At 60.3% G+C, this 21,293-nt stretch carries 22 protein-coding genes and 1 tRNA gene; 12 read left to right on the top strand and 11 right to left on the bottom strand.

The features are described 5' to 3' along the window. Window positions 1-57: 57 nt before the first annotated feature. A complete protein-coding gene (locus J3R84_RS36200) occupies window positions 58-1,068 on the top strand; it encodes an AraC family transcriptional regulator (protein ID WP_057221165.1) in 1,011 nt (336 codons plus the stop codon). A gap of 58 nt (window positions 1,069-1,126) precedes the next feature. Here the strand turns inward: J3R84_RS36200 and J3R84_RS36205 are convergent, their stop codons facing one another. The 4 genes from J3R84_RS36205 to J3R84_RS36220 all read right to left on the bottom strand — a co-directional run bounded on the left by J3R84_RS36205 (window position 1,127) and on the right by J3R84_RS36220 (window position 5,208). Continuing rightward, window positions 1,127-1,579, bottom strand: a complete 453-nt coding sequence (locus J3R84_RS36205) for a DUF2721 domain-containing protein (RefSeq protein WP_025430469.1) — start codon at window positions 1,577-1,579, stop codon at window positions 1,127-1,129. Window positions 1,580-1,691: 112 nt separating this feature from the next. Further along, window positions 1,692-3,719 carry a mechanosensitive ion channel family protein gene (locus J3R84_RS38965; RefSeq protein WP_203527421.1) on the bottom strand — a complete coding sequence of 676 codons (2,028 nt, stop codon included), beginning with the start codon at window positions 3,717-3,719 and terminating at the stop codon, window positions 1,692-1,694. 365 nt (window positions 3,720-4,084) lie between these two features. Continuing rightward, a complete protein-coding gene (locus J3R84_RS36215) occupies window positions 4,085-4,327 on the bottom strand; it encodes a hypothetical protein (RefSeq protein ID WP_225968654.1) in 243 nt (80 codons plus the stop codon). Window positions 4,328-4,407: 80 nt separating this feature from the next. Then, window positions 4,408-5,208, bottom strand: coding sequence for a DUF2092 domain-containing protein (locus tag J3R84_RS36220; protein ID WP_082555607.1), 801 nt, complete (start codon window positions 5,206-5,208; stop codon window positions 4,408-4,410). Window positions 5,209-5,417: 209 nt separating this feature from the next. On the opposite strand from J3R84_RS36220, the gene J3R84_RS36225 reads away from it, so the two are divergent. Next, complete coding sequence (locus J3R84_RS36225) at window positions 5,418-6,347, top strand: AraC family transcriptional regulator (RefSeq protein WP_082555620.1); 930 nt, start codon at window positions 5,418-5,420, stop codon at window positions 6,345-6,347. 627 nt (window positions 6,348-6,974) lie between these two features. On the opposite strand, the gene J3R84_RS36230 is transcribed toward J3R84_RS36225, so the two are convergent. The 3 genes from J3R84_RS36230 to J3R84_RS36240 form a co-directional block, all read right to left on the bottom strand. Then, a tRNA-Met gene (locus J3R84_RS36230) sits at window positions 6,975-7,048 on the bottom strand. A 516-nt stretch (window positions 7,049-7,564) separates the two neighbouring features. Continuing rightward, the gene (locus J3R84_RS36235) at window positions 7,565-8,035 is read right to left on the bottom strand and encodes a BA14K family protein (protein ID WP_082557384.1); all 471 of its coding nucleotides are present in this window, start codon (window positions 8,033-8,035) and stop codon (window positions 7,565-7,567) included. A 102-nt stretch (window positions 8,036-8,137) separates the two neighbouring features. Then, window positions 8,138-9,103 (bottom strand): LysR substrate-binding domain-containing protein, encoded by a 966-nt coding sequence (locus J3R84_RS36240; protein ID WP_203527419.1) that lies wholly within the window; start codon window positions 9,101-9,103, stop codon window positions 8,138-8,140. 482 nt (window positions 9,104-9,585) lie between these two features. Here J3R84_RS36240 and J3R84_RS36245 point away from each other — a divergent pair, with 482 nt between their 5' ends. Beyond that, entirely contained in the window at window positions 9,586-10,401 is an 816-nt protein-coding gene (locus J3R84_RS36245; protein ID WP_057206949.1) for a nickel-binding protein, read from the top strand. A gap of 73 nt (window positions 10,402-10,474) precedes the next feature. Here the strand turns inward: J3R84_RS36245 and J3R84_RS36250 are convergent, their stop codons facing one another. Continuing rightward, window positions 10,475-11,377: a LysR substrate-binding domain-containing protein gene (locus J3R84_RS36250; RefSeq protein WP_025430477.1), complete on the bottom strand. Its 903-nt coding sequence runs from the start codon at window positions 11,375-11,377 to the stop codon at window positions 10,475-10,477. A 259-nt stretch (window positions 11,378-11,636) separates the two neighbouring features. Here J3R84_RS36250 and J3R84_RS36255 point away from each other — a divergent pair, with 259 nt between their 5' ends. The 9 genes from J3R84_RS36255 to J3R84_RS36295 all read left to right on the top strand — a co-directional run bounded on the left by J3R84_RS36255 (window position 11,637) and on the right by J3R84_RS36295 (window position 18,418). Further along, entirely contained in the window at window positions 11,637-12,332 is a 696-nt protein-coding gene (locus J3R84_RS36255) for an ABC transporter permease (protein ID WP_057216688.1), read from the top strand. Beyond that, window positions 12,332-13,069 carry an ABC transporter permease gene (locus J3R84_RS36260; protein WP_057216685.1) on the top strand — a complete coding sequence of 246 codons (738 nt, stop codon included), beginning with the start codon at window positions 12,332-12,334 and terminating at the stop codon, window positions 13,067-13,069. The genes J3R84_RS36255 and J3R84_RS36260 overlap by 1 nt, the downstream gene beginning before the upstream one ends. Then, window positions 13,062-13,853, top strand: coding sequence for an ABC transporter ATP-binding protein (locus tag J3R84_RS36265; RefSeq protein ID WP_057226089.1), 792 nt, complete (start codon window positions 13,062-13,064; stop codon window positions 13,851-13,853). The genes J3R84_RS36260 and J3R84_RS36265 overlap by 8 nt, the downstream gene beginning before the upstream one ends. Window positions 13,854-13,939: 86 nt before the next feature. After that, the gene (locus tag J3R84_RS36270) at window positions 13,940-14,773 is read left to right on the top strand and encodes a lysine/arginine/ornithine ABC transporter substrate-binding protein (protein ID WP_057226091.1); all 834 of its coding nucleotides are present in this window, start codon (window positions 13,940-13,942) and stop codon (window positions 14,771-14,773) included. 65 nt (window positions 14,774-14,838) lie between these two features. Next, window positions 14,839-15,963, top strand: coding sequence for an NAD(P)/FAD-dependent oxidoreductase (locus tag J3R84_RS36275; RefSeq protein ID WP_203527417.1), 1,125 nt, complete (start codon window positions 14,839-14,841; stop codon window positions 15,961-15,963). After that, on the top strand, window positions 15,944-16,249 hold the full coding sequence (locus J3R84_RS36280; RefSeq protein ID WP_057206937.1) for a (2Fe-2S)-binding protein: 306 nt from the start codon (window positions 15,944-15,946) through the stop codon (window positions 16,247-16,249). The genes J3R84_RS36275 and J3R84_RS36280 overlap by 20 nt, the downstream gene beginning before the upstream one ends. After that, a complete protein-coding gene (locus tag J3R84_RS36285) occupies window positions 16,246-17,763 on the top strand; it encodes an NAD(P)/FAD-dependent oxidoreductase (RefSeq protein WP_203527415.1) in 1,518 nt (505 codons plus the stop codon). Before J3R84_RS36280 ends, J3R84_RS36285 begins: the two co-directional genes overlap by 4 nt. Next, window positions 17,760-18,104, top strand: a complete 345-nt coding sequence (locus J3R84_RS36290; protein WP_203527413.1) for a RidA family protein — start codon at window positions 17,760-17,762, stop codon at window positions 18,102-18,104. The genes J3R84_RS36285 and J3R84_RS36290 overlap by 4 nt, the downstream gene beginning before the upstream one ends. A gap of 59 nt (window positions 18,105-18,163) precedes the next feature. After that, complete coding sequence (locus J3R84_RS36295) at window positions 18,164-18,418, top strand: hypothetical protein (RefSeq protein WP_203527411.1); 255 nt, start codon at window positions 18,164-18,166, stop codon at window positions 18,416-18,418. On the opposite strand, the gene J3R84_RS36300 is transcribed toward J3R84_RS36295, so the two are convergent. Genes J3R84_RS36300 through J3R84_RS36310 form a run of 3 tightly spaced genes read right to left on the bottom strand, consistent with a single transcriptional unit; the run spans window position 18,408 to window position 21,291 of the window. Further along, entirely contained in the window at window positions 18,408-19,934 is a 1,527-nt protein-coding gene (locus J3R84_RS36300) for an amidohydrolase family protein (RefSeq protein WP_203527409.1), read from the bottom strand. The two genes, J3R84_RS36295 and J3R84_RS36300, sit on opposite strands and share 11 nt — an antisense overlap. Continuing rightward, complete coding sequence (locus J3R84_RS36305; RefSeq protein ID WP_203527406.1) at window positions 19,931-20,869, bottom strand: nucleoside hydrolase; 939 nt, start codon at window positions 20,867-20,869, stop codon at window positions 19,931-19,933. The genes J3R84_RS36300 and J3R84_RS36305 overlap by 4 nt, the downstream gene beginning before the upstream one ends. Beyond that, window positions 20,866-21,291 (bottom strand): VOC family protein, encoded by a 426-nt coding sequence (locus J3R84_RS36310; protein WP_025430489.1) that lies wholly within the window; start codon window positions 21,289-21,291, stop codon window positions 20,866-20,868. Before J3R84_RS36310 ends, J3R84_RS36305 begins: the two co-directional genes overlap by 4 nt. Between the last annotated feature and the right edge of the window lie 2 nt (window positions 21,292-21,293).

Here is a 21,293-nt window from a genome sequence, read left to right on the forward strand (position 1 = left end):
CAATACGAAACCACTCATTTTGCGCCACGGTTGTCTTATTTCTGGAGTGTTGCATACATGGCTGAAATCCCGGTCATTTCCAATCGCATCCTGTCTGGCATGCCGGCCTTCATCCGGCGTGAAATGGGGCAAAAGGCGCTGCTGCAGGCCAATCGTGCCATCGGCTTCGATTTCGAACTGACCGAGGGAGAGAACTGCTTCATCCCGCACGCGGCGGTAATCGGCTTCGTCGAAGCGGCCGCACGCGTTGCCGGTGAGGCCAACTTCGGAATCCTGATCACGCCGATGATGAACGTCGCCAACTATGGCAGCTTCGGACACTATGTGTTTGGCGCCGACACCCTGGGGCAGGCCATCGAGCGCAGCATTGCTGGCCTTCGTTATCATAGTACGGTTGATAGGATGTCAGTCGCAGTGGTTGGCGATGAGGTTCGGTACAGCTATGTGTTCGCTTTGGCCGGCCACTCAGGATATGCCAGCATTGTCTGTGCCGCCGCGGGTGTCCTGCTCAGCCTCTTCAAGGCTTATCTGCCCCCTGACTGGCGACCGCTGCGCGTCGAGCTTGATACCGACAGACCGCGCCAGGCAGGCCTTATTGAAGACGTCTTCCAGTGTCCGGTTCTTTTCAACGCACCCGCGACAAGCATCGTCACGGATCGCCATCATCTTTCCGCTGCTCCGAGGCCCGCTTCCTGGCCAATGGTCACCATCGAGGATGTAGCGCGTGACCGGCGAGGCGGCGCTCCACGGGATCTGCTCGAAGTCATCATGGAGCAGGTCCGGGTCCAAGTTCTCACCGGCAGCGTGTCGATCGATGGTGCCGCGCAATCGTTGGACACCAGCGTCCGGACCCTGCAACGGGAGCTGAACAGGGCCGGCACCGATTTTCGCGGGCTGGCGGGCGCGGCAAGGGTTCAGCGAGCCATTGAACTGCTGTGGCACACGAACGGCTCGATCACGCGCGTTTCGGCGGAGTTAGGGTATTCATCCCCAGCCAATTTCGCCCGGGCCTTCCGAAAGGCAACCGGCAACGGACCGCGGGAGTTTCGCTCGAATATCTCGCGTTGAAGTTACGGCGGTTTGCCGTTCAGCAGCGCGAACGGCGACCAAGATCAGAAGTACCTGGTCAGTCTTGCTCCATGGGAAATTGGTCCATTCGTATTTGCCGCAACAAGTTCCGTCCGGCGATCAGCAATTCAGACAAGAATGCGACAAGCGATCCGATGAGCGAGACTATGGCACCACCAAAAAACCAGAAGAGATTTTCTTGGCGCAGTCCGATGGCAAGCGCACCAGCAAGTAGATTTAGGATTGCGCCGCCCGTGCAAATGCCGGCCATCACCCCAAGCACGACCGCAACTTCCAGAGCAAGTGCCCTTCGCCGCAGATACGCGAGCTGCATGCGAAACAATTTGCCCTGCTTACCCCTTTCCGCGACCTCGTTCAGCCGGTCCGATACTCTCCCGAGGCGAGTGGTGTAGATACTGACAAAGCCTGCGGTACCAGCCAACAAAAACACCGGCGCAAGGGATGTTTGTATGACAGAGGCAAGGTCGTTGACGATCGGCGGTGTGTCCATAATTCCTCTTAGAGAATTTCCAGGAAAAGCGCGAAGCGGTTTTCCGTCGGTAAATACGCAAAAACAAAGAGATAGAGCGTTTCCCGGCGCTCCGTTTAAACCGGAACCGCTCTTAAGAAGCTGGCCCATTCGGTCCCGGTAGAGCAGTGGTGCCTTGAAGTTGCCGCGTGGCGTGAGCCGCAGCAGCTGAACCTTTGTCATCTCCGCTCACCTGGACGACAGGCTGAGCGAAATCGATCCCGTTGTCGCCAAACACCTGCATAAGCATCGTATATGCCTTGCGGCGGATCGCGGTTTGATCGCCAGGCTTACAGGTGAAGCCAACGCCGAGTTCGATGCCGTACTCGCCAATTTGCTCGACGCCCTTGAGCTTGAGTGGCTCGATGAATGACGAGCCGAGCTCCGGATCGGCCTGCAATTCCCCGCCGATTGCCTTGATGAGCTTGCGGACCTTGTCAAGATCGGTTTTGAAGGGGACACGGATGCGGAACTTATCAACCGACCAGTCACGGCTCAAGTTCTTGATGGCGCCAAGCGAACCGAAGGGCACCGTGAATATCGGTCCGCGATGGTGCCGCAGCCGGACCGATCGCAAACTGAAGGACTCGACTGTGCCTGTGTAACTTCCCGCCTCAATATACTCCCCGACGCGAAACGCATCGTCTAAAAGATAAAAAACACCGCTGACGATGTCCTTGACGAGCGTCTGTGAGCCGAACCCGATGGCCACGCCGACCACGCCCGCACCGGCGATGAGCGGGCCTATCTGAACCCCCATCTGCGAGAGGACCGTAAGCGCGGCCACACTAAGAAGCCCCGCGGCCAACGCGTTGCGGAATACAGGCAGCAAGGTGCGAAGCCGGCCTTGGCGGGCGATCTCATTCGGTGTGAGTGCTCTTCCATCGCCAACGCGGCCGAGCTGACGGCCAATGTAAGCATTCCCCAACTGCCAAACGAGGTCGATGACCAGCAAGATGACGACGCTGTTGAAGGCGCCGGTTATGATTGTCTTGGCGAGCGCCAGCTGACCAGTAATGGGCTGGAAATTGTGACGCCAAACGAATGCGATCCAATCCACTGCGATGATGATGATGATCGCTCGCGCGCCTCGTACAAGCAGCACTGTCTTCGGATCCGTCGCATCACCGTCATTCCAGCGTGAAGCCGCAAACGCGTGGGTCAACTTGTCAGCGATTGACAGGACACGGGGCACAACGACAAACATAATGCCGAGCCAAAATAGCGCCAGGAAACCACCGCACCAGAGCAGCCAGAGCGTTACGGCGCCGGCAATGCCGGTTGTCCGAGGCACGCGTCGGCCCAAAAGCTGTGCATCATCGCTGGAGCGGTTGCGGCCGATAGCTTCGATCGCGATCAGAAGAAGCAGGCCCGAAAATCCAATGGCAATCAAGGAACAGACGTCCTCGGCAACGGCGAGCCGCTCGCATATGGCCGAGAATGCCATCGCCGCTGCTAGCACCGCGACGAACAGCCGGACACGGGGATATGCCTTAGCCATCGGCACGGAAACGGTCATCGCCAGCCGGCAAAGCGCCAGCACGCTTCGGTAGGCGACTGTCGCGACGAGCGAATAAAGCACGACCACACGCATGAGCGGCGGCCAAGGAAAGATGAGAAAGACGAAGGCAACCGTCGCCGTGAAAATCAAGAGTGGCGCAAACTCCGTCTGCATCTGCGACAAGAGTTGATTGGGCAAGGTCACGGCTGGCACTGAACGACGAAGGAACCATTCCGTGCAAAAGCCAATGCCCGCGATGATGCCAATCATCAGGATCCCGGGGGCAAATCCACTATCGTGCGCCTCTTGCCGGACCGACGAGGCTGCGCGGTAGAGTTCGCTGCCTACACGTGGCACGGCAGACAAAAGGACGTTGAGGCGGGTACGCGAGCGGGCCTCTAAGTCGTCGATGACCCGCGCTACCTCGGCGGCCCCTTTTTCGGGAACTGCTGCTTGCCTTTGCGCCAGCCATGTCTTCACGTCCGCGTCTTCGAGAAGACGCAGCAGCTCGGCCACCTTTGGCGGTTCTGCTGTGCTCGTTGCCGGCGCCTGCGCGTACGACAGGGAAACAACCGACAGGCAGATGAGCAGGCTCAGTAACAGGAAGCGAATGATGAACATGTAACCCCGTCGCAGCCACCGCGCTGACCGTTCTCAAATACGGCGGTAAATAACCCCGAACTGATGCTGATCCGACAGAATCAGTCGGATCAGCTTGGCAGGCGGAACCAACCGGAAAACACCTTTGTTGCGATCAGTCCATCGAAAATATTCTGTATTCACTCGGCCAGCCCGACTTCACCTGGCTTCCAGGACTTATCGAACCACGGCTCGAGCGGCCTGCAGGCGCAGAAGGAAATTCCACCCTTTGCAGGCAACTGGCCGTGCCCAGTCGGCGCTACTGTCGCTCGGAACATCGCGGGCGACGCACGAAGTGGGAAAAAGGGTGAAGATTTAAATCGAACTGGTGCAAACAAGCTCTGGCATCAGTCGATGTAGACCACGACGTAGCGCCCACCATAGGGCTGGTAATAGACCCCGCCGCAGCGCCAAATCACAACGCCGTTGACACTGGTCCTGACACAGCCGGTGGGCAGCGCGGCGACGTAGACAGTGGAGCGGCGGATTACGCGGCGGGTGGTGCGACGCGCAACACCGGCAACGCTGCCCGGGGTCGCGGGGTGCCCAACGACCGCCTGGGCCTCCGATACGAACGAGCCGAACGGCATCGGTACAAGATGGTCGCCGACGAGCAGGGCGAGGCCGACGACTGTGGCGCAAAGGATCTTTCCGTACATCTTGCGCATCTTCATTCTCCCACCTCCAGCGATATGTCGCCGGTGACGTCTGCATGTATCTGTTCGAGTTTCCTAGCGTTCGCTGGCGGCGTGAATTTAAACTGAGCGCCGCCGATGGCGCCTGCCTTCCAGTCGCTGAGCCGGAGCGAGTATTCCGGCGCTCCGGTTACCCATTTGGTCGTGATGACATATTTGAGCGGCAACGGTTTGTTGCCCTTGCTGACCCAGATCTGCCAGTCGACAATATCTGTTCTGAAGGCGAGGTGATCGCACTCGACCCCGCCAAGGAATGCCGACCCCACGTGAGTACCCTTGGTAACCCCGTCGGTAAGGACGGTATAGGGGTCGCTTGCGAGCAGGTCGGCTCCCGGTGCATCGAGTCCAGTAGCGGCGCGAAGTTCATCTGCTGCCTCTTCAACACTTGGTCCCGAACTTTGCAGCTGCGCGTAGACGTTCATGCCTTTGCTGTGGAGCGAGATCGTGCTGCCGTCGAACACCACCTCCGCATCGGCGAATGGCCCTTGGCGCGTCAACAGAAAACCCTTGGTGCGATCGAGCGCAATAGTACCCGATGCGCTGTACTGGATCTTCTGTCCCTCAAGGTCGACGATTTCCTGGTCTGCGTCATAGGTGACGCTAAGAGACGGCATCGATTTGAGATTGTCGCTCATCGCAGCGAGAATCTTGGCAGCTTCGGGTTCTATCGCGTCCTGGGCCGAAGCGGACCACGCCGCCGCACAGGCGGCCGCCGCTATGATCAACGTATACGGGCGCCAGGTTGCATCAGGCCATTTCAGTTTCAATTTTCTCATCCGCTATCCTCAGACATCGCTCCTCCGACTTGGCACGTCCACCAACGGCCGTTTCGGGTCTCGCTTCCAAAACGCCTTCCGACCGAAAGCATTCCAAATCAATAATATACTGCTATAGCAACGCTTCTTACGTCTTGCCTTTTCACGCCAATTTAGCGTTGTGAGTGTTGAATACTGCACCTTCGATCAGGATCAGGACGTTCTTGGCCATCGCGCCGTATCTGGCGAAGCACGATGTCTCGGCGATTGAGTTCTGCAAACGCCTCGGCATTTCGCCAAACGTGTTCCAGAATGCCGATGGCTGGCTTGCGCGCGCGCAGTGCTTTCGCTTGGGCAATGAGCTGGCGGCTGTCGCGGGGGACCCGTTCGCTGGCGCGCATATCGGCTCGTCGACCGACCTGCGTGAGTTCGGCGGGTGGGGACAATCCGTTCTGGCAGCGAGGGATGTGGCCCACGCTTGCGCGCTCGCGTCCGACAATGTGTCCTCGATCCACCGCGGTTCGGATGTACGCTTCCTGGTGGAGGGCAAAACCGCGCGAATCGTCTTTCGCTTCACGGACCGTTGCGAATTCGATCCCAGGCAGTTCATCTTCGGCAGTCTCGCGGTTCTGCGAAAAGTGCCGCTTTTGGCGGGCGAAGCGTCCGGAATAAGGGTTCGACTGACCGCGACAAAAACACGAGGGGCCGAGGCACTCGAAGAGTGCTGGGGTCCCAATATCGAATTGGGGTGCGAGCACGACATGATCGAAATTGATCGGGAGTTGCTCGATCTGCCTCTCAAAACGCGGGAAACCGGCCCCTCAAAGGCGACGGCGGCCCTGATCTCGACGGTAGAGGTGGCGCGGCTGCTCAGCGACAGACTCTCCCTCGAGCGTGAACTTAGCTTGAAGGCCGTGGCAGCAAGAGTTCGGATGTCCGCCCGCACCCTGCAGAGGCGCCTGAAATACTGCGGCGTCGAGTTCGAGGAGCTGCTTGATGAGACTCGGCGAAGCGAGGCTATCCGGCTCATCCGCGAAGGAGGTCACAGCATGACCGAGATCGCCTATAGGGTAGGTTACAGCGATCCCGCTCATTTCACGCGCGCGTTTAGACGTTGGACTGGGATGGCGCCATCTCGATTTCCTCCAGACCATCAATGAGATAGATAAATGGAAGTCGTGCAAACATTGGCTTCCCTCCTTGCATGATTGTTTGGCGTTTTATGGTCTTAGGGGTGCCCCCCTCGGGATGCGAGCCACGACACTCCTCCCAGAGGACGAGCAAGGCGACACCTGGCTTCTTGAGCTCGACAGCAAGATCGGCCCAGTTCGGCTCGACGCGTCTTCAGGTGAGATCTAGCGCCGTGCCGTCGCACTGGCTGGCCTCGATGCGCTGCAGGAGCTTGCACGAGCTACTGAATGTTTCCTTAAACCGTATTCGATTTAAGGATAAAACATGGAGTAATTCAAAGTGCTACAGCGGTCTGTGCGCGTCTAATAAGACGCGCCGCGTTGTAGGACCTTAGTCCGAGACGGACCGGCAAAGGTCGTAGGTGCGTTGCCGAATCTCACTCCCCATGCATACTCGGGCAGGCAAAGCGCCCACGGAACAACGGCCCGCCCCGCCGCCGTGAGCGCGAGTGGTCCCAGAGCGAAGGCCCCCAAGCCCAATACCGCAGCGCTCTGGGACCCGCCTTCTGGCGCAACTGCCCGCCCTCTAGAATCTCTCGCATCACTTTCAGGTCTCCCGACTGCTGACTACGGTCGGGGCTTTCTGGCGCTGAAGATTGGTTGCGGCGACAGGATTCGAACCTGCGACCTCCAATTTATGAGGCTGGCGAGCTACCGGGCTCCACGCCGTAGACCGGTCAGATGGCCGTTCCGCGCCTCGCTATCAGGCATGTGCCCCCTATTGGAGCGCCTTGCCTGTCGGCTTTTCTGTTTGCAAACAGCCCCGATTAGCCGGAAACGCGCTGTCGCTAGCCGGGGAGTATGCCGAGCTGGTGCACTACTCGGGAAGCCAGTCTTTCGCCGTAACGCGCTTGTGCTGGGCGACGGCTCAGCGATCAATCCGCATCGGCTTTCGCCTTCCTGATTTGAGTGAGGCATTGCCTCGAATTGTTGTCGGATCCATCCACCTCTCCGGCGGAAGGCAAAGGTCGCCATTACCAATGCGGGATCAGAAATAGGTGGGCCACTTTCAAGCGACTACTAAAGCGCGCGAACGAGCCGCGAACAACCACAGGACGAAGAGTGTCCACCTACCCCGAGATTAACCTGCTTGCAGTAGGAACAAATAGTGAAAGGCGATCACCCTACCGCATAGCCGGCGGTCATTGAGGTTTGGAACCGATGACCGCCGCCCAATGGCAGCCTGATCAATAGTATGGCGACACGCACTCCTGGCGCGGCCCATAATACGGCTGGAAGGTATTGTCGTAGGCGCTGTATGAACGATAGCGGTCATAGCACCATTCGACATGGGCTGAGGGCGCGTTCGAATAGGCTCGGCGGGGCGGCGACGCGATCGCACCACCGATAACGACGCCTGCTCCAAATGCAGCAAGAGGATACCACCAGCCGTCACTGTGCCGACGATACCCGTCCCGCCGGTAACGGTAGCCGTTATAGCCGTTATAGTAGCCGTATCGAGGCCCCGAATTGTAACGGTACCCGTTGTACCCGCGCGAATGCGGCGGGCCACCATAGTGACCTGGCTTGTGGTGGATCAGTTCCACAGCTTGGGAGTTCGGCTGCGCTACTGACACAGGAGATACAGGCAGAGCCTGTGCCGGTACCGTCGTTAGGGCCGTGGCAACTGCGACGAACACCGCACCTATTCTTTTCATGACATCATCCGATCGTTCTTTACCGGATCATTTTCCGGCACCTGCCATGAACGCAGGATGAACGCGGGTGGTTTGGCACAGCATCGAGCGTTAAAGCTCCAGTCACCGGGCTCGCTGGATTTCATCCAGGAGCCATTCCCTGAACGCGCGAATCTTGCGGGAATTCTCCCGTTCCTCCGGATAGACAAGCCAAAGGCTGGTTCCGTTGCGGGCGATGACATTGAAAAGCTGCACCAAACGTCCGGCCTTGATGTCCGGCGCGAAGAAGGCTGGCGTAAGCAGTGCAACACCTTGTCCGGCGAGCGCGGCCTGGCTGACCACTATCTGCGTGTTGAAAAAGACCGCCGAGGAGATTTTTGGCTCGGAATCCGCAAATCCTGCCGCCTTGAACCAAGCTCGCCACCAGTCATCATCTCTTAGCAACGGCAGCGCAAGGAGATCAGAAGGTGCCGATATGTTGCCAGCCCCTGCCAAGAAATCTGGGCTGCAGAATGGAGCGAACTCCTCGGCCATTAGCTCATGAGATACCAGACCTGGCCAGCGACCGTTACCCGCGCGAATACCGACATCGAACGGCTCGCGCGCAAAATCGACCACGCGGCTCATAACTTCCAGTCTCAATTCAAGATCGCGATGGGCGGTCTGGAACGCCCCGAGGCGCGGTGCCAGCCAATTGGTCGCGAAGGTGTGGATCGCGGTAATCGAGAGCAAGTTCTCGGATGTCCATGGTATGGACACGCGAAAAGCATGTATGGGCCTGGCTATGTTCTTTAGCCTTTGAGGTCCAATATCCACGTATGGCAGAGGCAGCTTTCGTTCGACATGTTCATAGACACTGCTGGACAGGCAGACTCCGCCTGGTTCTGCCACTCCCTCCAGACGCACGGCGATGTTGACACCGTCTCCAAAGAGATTGCCGCCATCGGACAGGACGTCACCGAGATTGATGCCGATGCGAAATCTCATCTTGTTGTTCTCGGGAAGATCAAGAGAGCGCTCAGCCAGATCGTTCTGAATATCGACCGCAGCCCGCACTGCCTCGACCGCACTGGCGAATTCCGCCAGCACGCTGTCGCCTGCCCCTGCGAATATCCGACCGCGATGTTTGGAGACTAGCTCAGCGATAACAGTCTAGCAGATGCAGAACGCGGCGTGAGTCCGTTCCTCATCAACCTCCATAAGTCGGCTGTAGCCGACAACATCGGCAGCGAGGATAACGGTTAGGTGGCGCTCCATAGCGGGAATGAGGATACCGAACTACGAGGCGTAATGCCATTGCCCCGGCAATCCGCCAACGGCATAGATTTCACCTCCAACGCGATTGACGTGCTATTGTGCTGCGTGCGTCTACCGTCGACGTAGCGTTGAACCGTGGCGGCGACGGCCTCGAAATCATCGGCGGAGATGGTCTTGATGTTTTGCGCCACGACTGGCTCCCTTTTCTGCGCCAAGGCTGGCGGCAGGACAGCCCGCGTTGGCCGAGATAGACGATTGTCCGTGGCTGTCGTAAACTGATTGATGACGGCAACGGTCCCTTCGGGAGCGAGCGAATGCCTATCTTCATGGACCGGCACGATCTTGCGGGCGCCTCCGCTGCGGATGTCGCCGAAGCGCACCTTAAAGATCTCAGCATACAGGATCAGTATGGCGTCAAGTTCCTGACCTACTGGTTCGACCACCGGCGAGGAACGACCTTCTGTCTTATAGATGCACCGGACGCCGAAACCGCGCAGTGCGTCCACCGCGAGGCTCACGGGTTCGTAGCCGGCGAAGTCGTGGAGGTAGCGCTATCGGCTGTCGAGGCTTTTCTGGGCCGAATACAGGACCCGGAGGCTGCGGGGCTGTCCGCGAAGGAAATGGATGCCGGTCACCGGGCGATCCTTTTCACCGACATCGTTGGATCAACCGAAATGACATCACGGCTTGGCGATCGCATGGCAACTGAACTCGTGCGAGCTCATGACGCCCTCGTTCGTGGTTGCCTGAGCCAAACGGACGGCCGCGAGGTCAAGCACACCGGGGACGGAATCATGGCTGCGTTCCCCTCGACGGCATTTGCAGTCGATTGTGCGAGGGAGATCCAACGCGAGTTTCAGCGCTACAACGCGGGCAATGGCGAGCCCATTCACATTCGCATCGGGCTGGACTGCGGCGAACCTGTCGAGGACAGCAATGACCTTTTTGGCACCACGGTCCAGCTGGCAGCGAGGCTTTGCGCGGCCGCGCGAAGCGACCAGATCCTGATATCTGAAAACATATTCCGAGAATATGACAACGCGGCCGTCTTCACCCATGGCATGCGCCATCACCTGAAGGGATTTGCAAAGCCTGTCCTGGCGTATCAGTGCGAATGGCTGAATGCGTGAAGCGGATAGCTTGAAGCCCTGGAACGGCGTCTTCTGGCCCGCAAAGCAGCTGAGGCGCGACCTGCGCCGGGCCTCATCCCTGACGGATAAGCAGCGGGCTTACTTGCTGATCGTGATAATCCCAAAACTCTTTTTCGAACCGATCGACGATGCCCGATCTACTCTGCCCTGAAGCACGAATGGCCAGAAAGCCGGCATCGATAAAGATCGAAAAGGGGCGAACGGTCACGCCTCTTCCGACGAATTCGCTGGCCGACGTCGGATCGATGATCGCGATGCCGGCACCCTCGGCCACCAGCGCAAGGGCGGTGTGGGACAGCTTCGTTTCCAGCGTCGACAGCTTGGGAATTCCGGCAAGCGCCACTTCCACACGCATGGCGAAAATCGTACCGGGCTCAAGGCTGATCATTCGCTGTCCCTTGAGATCGTCCGGACAGATCACTTGCCTTGCACACAGTGCATGACCATCGGGAATGGCGACGACCCCGGGCAAGGGGCGGGTCTCGATGGTAAAGCCGGGTCGATCGAGCGGGCCATCGGCATAGCCTATGTCGGCCTGGCCCGCAGCAACCGCTTCGATGACCATCGACGATGGAAGGCCGCTTAGCGAGGCGTGAAGGCTCGGCTTGTCACGCAGGAAGCGCGCGAGGAACCGCGGCAGGAAACCATTGCCAAGCGCCGGCATCGCCGCAATGCGCAGGGTCCCAGCCGACTGCCTTGCTATTTCTTCGGCGACGGCCGCGATCCGGTTCAGCCCGACGAAGGCCCGTTCGACTTCCTTCCACAGCGTGACGGCTTCCTGAGTGGGATTGATCTGATTGCCGCGGCGATCAAAGAGCCGAAGCTTCGTTGTGTATTCCAGATCGCGGATCAACCGGCTGACCGCCGGTTGAGTGATCGACATGAGTTCTGCCGCCGTCGTCATCTGGCCGGTCAGCATGACAGCCCTGAAAGCCTCGACCTGTCTGAGATTCACATCGGCCTCCATAACATTTGCTTATTCTCATGCCGAATTTTCGAATTTGACGTCATGGATCCCCCATGCAAATTTCGTTGTCAAGCGAGGGCACTCCATTGGCTGGCTGAGGACTTTAGACAGGGTCCGGCTGGCGGCGGCACCTTCTCATCACAATCGAAAACCTTAAGAACCGGCGCTCCATCGGGCGCCGAAACGATGACGCATGCAAACATGCGCAGGGAACCGAAAGGCTGAATTGGTGGGTTACTTGCAGCTCATGGGCTTTAGCCCCGAAGGGTGGGGATACGATATGCTGGCGGCGACCGGCATGACGGTCTCGGTCGCAATCAGCGGGTTTCTTGCCGGCGGCATCCTGGGATGCCTCGGCGCGGCGGCGACGTTCTCGCGGTTCGCCGCGCTGCGTTTCGTCGCTGCGTCCTATACGACCGTGCTTCGCGGCATTCCCGACCTGCTCGTCATCTACCTCTTCTATTTCGGTTCGAGCTCGGTCATCTCAACGGTAGCGGCGATGTTCGGCGCCCAGGGTTTCGTGGGCGCACCGGCCTTTCTGACCGGAACACTTGCGATTGGCGTCGTTTCCGGCGCCTACCAGACGCAAGTGCTGCGAGGAGCGGTTCTGGCCCTTTCCAAGGGCGAGATCGAGGCAGGCCGGGCCTATGGCATGCCGCCATTCCTGCTTTTTCGTCGCATCATCCTGCCACAGGCCGCCCGTTTCGCGATACCCGGTATCGGCAATGTCTGGCAGCTGGTGCTGAAGGAATCCGCGCTGATTTCGGTGATCGGGCTGGTTGAACTGATGCGTCAGGCCCAGATCGGCGCCGGATCCACCCGCCAGCCGTTCAGCTTCTACCTGACGGCGGCAGCGCTCTATCTGACGATCACCTTTGTCTCCGGCCGCGGGTTCCGTATCGCGGAACAGCGTGCAATGCGCGGTGTGAGGAAAGCTGTGTGATGGCGCTCGACCTTCCTTTCCTCGCGGACACTTTCCTGGCGCTTCTGACAGGCATCCCACTGGCGCTTCAGCTCGCCGCAACGTCCATCATCGCCGGCGGCATCCTTGCCTTCGGCCTCGCACTGATGCGGGTATCCGGGAGATGGTGGCTCGATGGCCCGGCCCAGATCTACATCTTCATCTTCCGCGGAACCCCACTCCTCGTGCAGATCTACATCATCTATTACGGCCTCAGCCAATTCGAGATGCTTCGGCACAGCTTCGCGTGGCCGTTCTTGCGGGAGGCCTATTGGTGCGCCGTCATCGCGCTTGCGCTCAACACCGCAGCCTATAGCGCGGAAATCATCCGCGGTGGCCTGATCTCGGTTCCTGCCGGCCAGGTGGAGGCGGCGCGCGCCTGCGGAATGTCGAACACGACGCTGTTCCGGCGCATCGTGCTTCCGCTCGCCCTGCGGCAGATGCTGCCCGCCTATAGCAACGAAATCATCCTGATGACGAAGTCGACGGCACTCGCCTCGACGATCACGCTGATGGAGATCACCGGCATCGCCGCCAAGCTCATCTCGGCAAGCTATCGCCCCGTCGAGGTCTTCATCTGCGCCGGCGCCATCTATCTCACCATCAACTTCATCGTCGCACGGCTGTTCGCTGGCCTGGAGTACGTCTCGACGCCGGAGCGACGGACCCCGTCCGCGATGGGTTGCGCCTCCGAAACACGGAAGGAATGTCATGTCTGACCATGGAAGTGTACCGGCAGTCGAACTATCGGGAATCCGTAAACGCTACGGCCCGCTGGAAGTTCTGCACGGCATCTCGCTCACTGCCAACGAGGGTGACGTGATCTCCATTCTCGGATCGTCGGGATCGGGAAAGTCGACCCTGCTTCGCTGCATCAACATGCTCGAAGTTCCCAACGCCGGATCGGTCGCGATCCATGGTGAAACCATCCGGCTCCATCAAAGACAAGGCGCCACGCCACGCCCGCACGACAGCCAGCAGGTCAACCGTTTGCGGGCCAAGGCCGCGATGGTGTTCCAGTCCTTCAACCTTTGGTCCCATCTGACCATTCTCGAAAACCTGATCGAGGCCCCGGTGCACGTGCAAAAGCGGGACCGCAAGCAATGTCTGGCGGAGGCGGAGGCCCTGCTTGAGCGTGTCGGCATTGCCGACAAACGCCACCATTATCCCGCCCACCTCTCCGGCGGCCAGCAGCAGCGCGCGGCCATTGCCCGTGCATTGGCGATGCGTCCGAGCGTCATGCTGTTCGACGAGCCGACATCAGCGCTCGACCCCGAACTGGTCGGCGAAGTGCTGAAGGTCATGCGCGACCTGGCGGCGGAGGGGCGCACCATGCTGATCGTCACACATGAGATGGCGTTTGCCCGCGACGTGTCGACCCGCACGGTCTTTATCCATCAGGGCGTCATCGAAGAAGACGGCCCGCCATCTGAGGTTTTTTCCAACGCGCGTTCCGAACGGTTCCGGCAGTTCATTTCACGGGAGGAAAGAGCCGCCGGCTAGAGCATTTCAGGAAAGGCGGCGGCAATGCCCGAGCGGATCTGCCGTCGACAGAAATACCAACCAGAAAACACATAAGAGGTGAACTGATGAAAGTGCATACGATCCTGACAACTCTCCTTGTTGCGCTTGGCGGAACTGCCGCGGCCCAGGACAAGGTGCTGACGATCGCAACCGAGGGCGCCTATGCACCGTGGAACTTTTCCGGGCCCAACGGCACGCTCGACGGCTTCGAGATTGATCTCGCCAAGGTGCTTTGCGAGCGCATGAAGGTGAAGTGCGAGATCGTCGCCCAGAATTGGGACGGCATCATCCCGTCGCTGACGGCGAGGAAATACGACGCGATCATGGCCGGCATGAGCATCACGCCCAAGCGTGAGGAAGTGATCGCCTTTTCAACCCCCTATGCCGCGGGCATCAACGCGTTCGCCGTCGCCGCCGACAGCCCGCTTGCCGAAATGCCGGGCACGGGCGAGAGCTACTCGCTGGATAGCCAGGCGGACGAGGCCAAGGCTCATATCGACGAAATCGCCAAACTGCTCGACGGCAAGGCCGTGGGCGTACAGGGGTCGACGACGGCATCGGCATTCATGGAGAGCTATTTCAAGGATGCGGCCGACATCAAGGAATACAAGTCGACGGAAGAGCACAACTTCGACCTGGTGAACGGCCGGGTCGATGCCGTGCTCGCCAACGCGACGGTTCTTACGGAGTCGCTGGCAAAGCCGGACATGCAAGGTGCGAAGATATCCGGCCCCCTCTTTTCCGGTGGAATCTTCGGCTTCATCGCCGTCGGGTTGCGCAAGGAAGACACCGCACTGAAGATGCAATTCGACGAAGCGATCGAGGGCGCGCTTGCCGACGGGACCGTGAAGGAGCTGTCGATGAAGTGGTTCAAGATCGACATCACCCCCCGGCTCTGACGGACCCGAACCGGGTGCGGCGGCCTTAGCCGCACCCAACTCGCTGACAATATCGAGAATACTTCATGGCACTTCTGGACGAATGCGAGATGGCCGTCGTGGGCGGCGGCCTCGTCGGCGCAGCATTGGCCTGGGGCCTTGCGCGATCCGGCACCCAAACCATGGTGCTGGACGGGGAAGACCTGGATCTCAGAGCATCGCGCACCAACTTTGCGCTGATCTGGGTGCAGGGCAAAGGTCTGGGCGCGCCGCATTATGCGCATTGGTCGAAGACTTCGGCCGAGCTCTGGCCCGAATTCGCGCAGACGCTTGCCGCCGATACCGGCATCGACGTGGCCTTGAGCCAGCGCGGCGGCTTTTCCTTCGCGCTGTCGGCTGAAGAACTCAGAGACTGGCGAATTGAGCTCGAAACCATCGCCGCGCAATCCATCGGAGAACCCGCCCCCTATGAAATATTCGATCCGCAGGCCCTTCGTGAACGCCTTCCCCTGATCGGTCGCGACGTCGTCGGTGCGATCTATTCGCCGACCGATGGCCATGTGAACTCGCTACGGCTCTTTCGCGCCCTTCATGCGGCCATGAAACATCGCGGCGTCGAGTATCGCGCCCATCGGCGCGTGGACCACATCGAACCGATAGCGGGAGGTTTTCGCCTGACGGGCGAATGGGGTGGCGTGCGCGCGCGCCGCATCATCCTTGCCGCTGGTGTGGACAATGAGCGCCTCGCACCGATGGTCGGCCTTCGCGCGCCGCTCAAGCGCAGCAAAGGCCAGATTCTGGTGACCGAGAAATGCGCGCCGTTTTTCAGCTTTGCATCGACGACCATCCGCCAGGCCGACGAAGGTGGCGTGATGATCGGTGACAGCGAAGAGTGCACGAGCTCTGCCTTAACCACCAATCAGGACATCACCGCCGTGCTGGCAAGCCGCGCGATCCGTGTTTTCCCGACGCTGGCCGACGCCAATGTCGTCAGAAGCTGGACCGGATTTCGCGTCAAGACCCAAGACGGCTTGCCGATCTACGAACAGTCTTTGACCCATCCGGGTGCCTTCATCGCCATCTGCCATTCCGGCGTGACGCTGGCCGCCAATCATGCACTCGCCGTGGCCCCGCAAATCGCGGCGGGGACACTCTCAAGCGCCCTGTCTCCCTTTCATTCGCGGAGGTTCGATGCTCCTAAGAACGCGTGAAATCACCGACAAACTATCCTTCACCTTCGACGGCGAGACGCATTGGGCCGAGCGCGGCGACACGCTGGCACTCGCGCTCCTGGCAGCCGGCGTCGACGTCTTCCGCAAGAGCGCCGTCGGCGGCGTCCCGCGCGCGCCCTATTGCCTGATGGGCGTCTGCTTCGAGTGCCTGGTGACAGTCGACGGCGTGCAGAACCGGCAAAGCTGCCTGATTGAAGTGCGTGAAGGCATGGTCGTTGCCAGCCAACAGGGTGCACGCACTTTGACGGAAAGAGAGTGCAAATGAACGCACATACCGTCACCCATGCCGAGCAGTTGGCCGCGCGGTATGACCTCGTGGTCGTCGGTGCCGGCCCCGGGGGTCTCTCGGCCGCGATAGAAGCCTCGACCGCCGGGGCTCGCGTGCTCGTCGTTGACGAAAATCGCTGCCTCGGCGGGCAGATCTATCGCGCAATCACCCGCAACACGCCAGAGCGGCAGCCGTTCCTCGGCGAGGATTACTGGAAGGGCCGTTCGATCGCCGCAGCCTTCCTGGACGACATGGCGGTGGATTATGCACCATCGACCACCGTCTGGGATCTTGTGCCTGCCGATGGAGCCAGGCCCTGCGATAATGCCGTGGTGGGTCTGTCGATCGGCGGGACGACCCGCAGGATTGAGGCGCGCGCGGTCATCCTTGCAACCGGCGCCATGGAGCGGCCGATGCCGGTGTCGGGCTGGACGCTGCCCGGCGTGATGACCGCGGGTGCGGCGCAGATTGCACTCAAATCCATCGCGGGCATCCCGAAGGGCAGGACCGTTCTGGCCGGTTGCGGCCCGCTTCTCTATCTGCTCGCGGCGCAACTGCTTGATGCCGGGGCAGATATAACCGCTCTCGTCGACACCACCGACAAACGACAGCGGCTACCGGCGCTGCGTCATCTGCCGGACTTCCTGCGCTCACCCTATGTCGCAAAGGGACTGGCTCTTCTCATCAAGGTCCGCAGGCGCACACGGATTATCTCGAACGTCTCGCAGCTGTCGATCAACGGCACAGACAAAGCGCAAGGCGTGGCCTTTCGCGCCGGCGGTCGCCACCAAACGATTGCCGCCGACTGCGTGCTCCTGCACCAGGGTGTCATTCCGAACATCAACCTTGCAAGTGCGGCAGGTTGCGAAATCGAATGGAACGATCGACAGCGCGCCTTCCAGCCGCGGACGGATCGCCAGGGACGCACGACCACGACGGGGATTTTTGTCGCCGGCGACGGCGCCTTCATCGGCGGCGCCCAGCATGCTGCGGTCAGTGGACGGATCGCTGCACTTGCCGCCCTATGCGACCTCGGTCTGACCACACCCAGCAGCGTAGGTGAAAGGGCCGGTCGGCTGGAAGCGGAGCGCGAGACATATCTTCGCGGCAGGGACTTTCTCGACGTGCTTTATCGACCGGCGCAGCAATTTCGAGCGCCACCGGACGAAGGCACCATCGTCTGCCGCTGTGAAGAGGTGACCGCCGGAGCGCTACGCCAGGCAATCGCCCTGGGCCCACCGGGCCCAAACCAGCTCAAGACGTTCACGCGTTGCGGCATGGGGCCCTGTCAGGGCCGCCTCTGCGCCTCCACCGTCACGGAGATGATGGCGGCGGAACGACGCGTCAGCCCAAGCGGGATCGGCACCTATCGCCTGCGCGCGCCGGTCAAGCCGCTTCGCCTTAGCGAACTTGCGGCCCTTCCCCAAACCCGAGATGCGGTGGTCGCCGTGACCGGCCGCGTCCCTGAAGAACCAAGCAATTTACAAACAGAGAAAGGCAATGCCCCATGACTGAACGCCACCTCCCCACCCCGATCATGCATCGCGTCGTCGAGCACAATGGCATTGTGTTCGTCGGTGGCACGACCTGCGACGACGAAAGCCTCGACATGGCGGGACAGACTGAGGAGATCCTTGCGAAGATCGAGAGCTATCTGGCACAAGCCGGGTCGGACAAGACAAAGCTGCTGTCGGTAACGATCTTCATCACCGAAATGAACCTCAAGCCTGAGATGGACGCAGTCTGGAAGAAATGGCTGACACCGGAGACCTTTCCGGTACGCGCAACCGTCGGCGTTGCTGATCTCGGCGCCGACACCAAGATCGAGGTCGTGGTGACGGCACATCGGTAATTGATCCGACCATCTTCACACTCCGGGGTCCGTCAAACCGATAAGGCGGACCCGACGCAATGATGGCAAGCATCGCCATGCCGGGTGGAAAGAACAATTTTCAACAAGAACAAACCGAGCCCCGCTCGTTTTGCGCTTTGTCAAAGCCGACGCGCAAGCGCGAGTACTATGTCTCTGGCTTGAACCGGATATCGAGAACGGCCGCTCCCAGAAACGACCGACCCGTCAGCCGTCAGCGCCGATCCACGCGACTTCTCGTCAACGGCGATGCCCACCCCGAGATCATCCGGCACAAGCAAACGGTCAAGACTTGAGGCGCACGTCAGCAGTGTCTCCCTGATAACGATTAAGACCGATATCTATCCGGGTCGCCCTGCGATGGATTTCCGCCATGACCGGCTCGAAAATCTTGTTGCGGCGCTCGAGGTCGGCATGTTCGGCAAGGTAAGCCGGCACCAGTTCGGCAATCTCATTGAAGACGGATTGTTCGTCGATCGTGGCCAGGCGCCCATTCTGCACCACGATCCGGCCAGCGACCATCACGGTCTCGATCGAGGAGCCGTTTTCCGAGTAAACCAGATGCTTTGCGACGTCGTTGAGCGGCATGAAGGGATAGCTGCTGAGATCAAGGATCAGGAGATCTGCCGCCTTGCCGATCTCGATCGAGCCGGTCACCTGTTCCAGCAAGGCCGTCCTCGCGCCGCCGATGGTCGCCATGGCGAGAATCTCGTCCGCTGCCACCCACCTCTCATAGTCGGGCCCGGCGGCGCTGTGGACGAGGCCGGCGACGCGCATGACATCGAAAATGCGCGCTGTATCGTTCGAAGAGACGCCGTCGGTACCAAGGCCGATCGACACACCGGCATCGAGCAGGCGGCGGATCGGCGCAATGCCGGCGCCGAGCTTCAGGTTCGAGACGGCATTGTGGGCGACCGAGACTCCGGCCTCGCCCATCAGCCGCATGTCCTCGTCGCTCACCCAGACCGAATGCGCGATCGTCGTGTTGCGTTTTAAAAGACCGAGATCGTGCATGTAGGCGATCAGGGATTTACCATGCAGCATGTGGCCGGTCACGGCTTGGGTCTTGGTTTCGAGAATATGCGTGTGGAACGGAACGTGCTTTTCGACCGCAAGATCCATGCACGCCGCCATGAGATCCGGCGAACAACGCTGCGGCGCGGAGGGGGCGATCATGAAATGCAGCCGGCCCGATTTGCCGTGCAGGCTGGCGAAGGCCGACCTGCAATAGTCGATATAGGCATTCGCCGTCAGCGGCGGGCCAAAATCGAGAAGGGCCTGCAACTCGGGCGGCATCACCTCGCGGGCAAAGGGCAGCGCATCGAGTGTGTGGACGTTCATCACGGCGCTCGAGACATTGGCGCGAATGCCGGCATCGTCATAGGCGCGAAAGACGGTTGAAAGGCGATCGAGATCATGCCGGGGCGGATCAAAGAAATCGTCGCAGAAGGTGGTGACGCCGTTGCGCAGCGATTCCATGGCCAAGAGCAGGCTGCGCAGATAAAGCAGCCGTTCGCCGATCGGGTCGTTCATCAGCAGCGGATAGGCATAGAGCAGCCAGATTTCGAGCGGCATGCGCTCGTAGCGGCCCCGAAGGAAGGTCTCGCTGGAATGGGTGTGGGCATTCACAAGCCCAGGCATCACCAGCTTGCCCCGTCCATCAATGATATGTGCGCCGGGGCCGGCCGAGAGGCCTTCACCGATGGCCTTGATGGTCTCGCCCTCAATCAGGACGTTGCCGGCAAATGGCGCTGCGCCATGGCTGCCATCCATCGCCACGATCGTCGCGTTGCGGATCAGGATTTCACTCATGGCAGGTTTCCCAGTGAATTCAGGAGAAGATCATAATAGGCGACGGGGTCGCCGTCCGTGACATAGAAGACATTCTTCGGCCGGTCGGTGATCTGCCACCAGTCGGCGACCGTCATGCCTGAAGTCAACGTGCCGTTCAGTTCGACGGAGACGTTGATCTGCCGTCCTGAAAACATCTCCGGCGCCAGCATGAAGGCCGGCACGCATGGCCCGTGCAGAGGCGCACCTTCCCAGCCGTATTTCCCGAGGTCGAAGGTTTCGGAAAACTCCAGCATTTCGGCGGTCGCCACGCTGCAACGGTTTCCAAGTGCCCGCATGGCGCCGAGACGCTCCGGTGTCGAGCGCATCCTGTGCGTCACGTCGAGCGGCAGGAGCGTGGTCCTGATGCCGGCCCTCAGCACGATGTCAGCGGCCTCGGGATCGACATAGCAGTTGAATTCCGCCGTCGGCGTGATGTTGCCGACCTCGAAATAGGCGCCGAGCATCGCGATGACCTCGTGGATCTTGCCAGCAATGTCGGGCGCCTTGCGCAAGGCCATGGCGAGATTGGTCACCGGCGACAGCGAGCATATCGTGATCTCGCCGGGATGGGCGCGGACGGTATCGATAATGAAATCGACGCCGTGCTTTTCCTGCGGCCCGATCTTCGGCTGTGGCAAATCCGGGCCGTCAAGACCGGTCGGGCCATGCACGTGTTCGGCCATAACAAGCGGACGGATGATCGGATGCGGGCAACCGGCGAAGACGGGAATATCCGGCCGGCCGGCCAGTTCCATCAGCTTCAGGCAGTTGGCGATCGTGTGATCGAGGTTGATGTTACCGGCCGTGGCGACCAGCCCGAGAACGTCGAAGGCCCGTCGCTGGCCGAGGATCATCAGGATGGCAGCCGCCTGGTCCTGACCAGGATCGGTGAGGATGATAAGCTTGCGTGTCATGCCGTCACCTTGCCGGGAGCGCCGCCACCGAGCCACGCGTAAAGCTCCCAGGTCTCGCCGTCAGGCCCGTGGAAATAGAGGCACCGGGCGTTCCACGGGTAGTCGGCCGGAGGATTTATGAAGGTCACGCCGTCTTTTGCGAGATCCGCATAAAGGACATCGATATCCGCGGGACTGTCGAGCCGTACCGCCACGAGCACCGCCGATGCCGATCCCTTGGGCACGTGTACATCGGCATGTTTCTCGATATGCGACCGCTCCCACAGCGCGAGCGTCAGCCCCGCACCGGTGAAATCGGCAAAGCCGGGTGCGCGGTGCCTGAGTTCGAAGCCGAGCTTCTGCGTATAGAAGCGGATCGACGCCTCGAGGTCGGTGACCAGGATGCAGACATCCTGGATCGGATGGCGTTGCGCGAACGTCATGG

It is taken from the genome of Ensifer canadensis (assembly GCF_017488845.2).
GTDB lineage: Bacteria > Pseudomonadota > Alphaproteobacteria > Rhizobiales > Rhizobiaceae > Ensifer > Ensifer canadensis.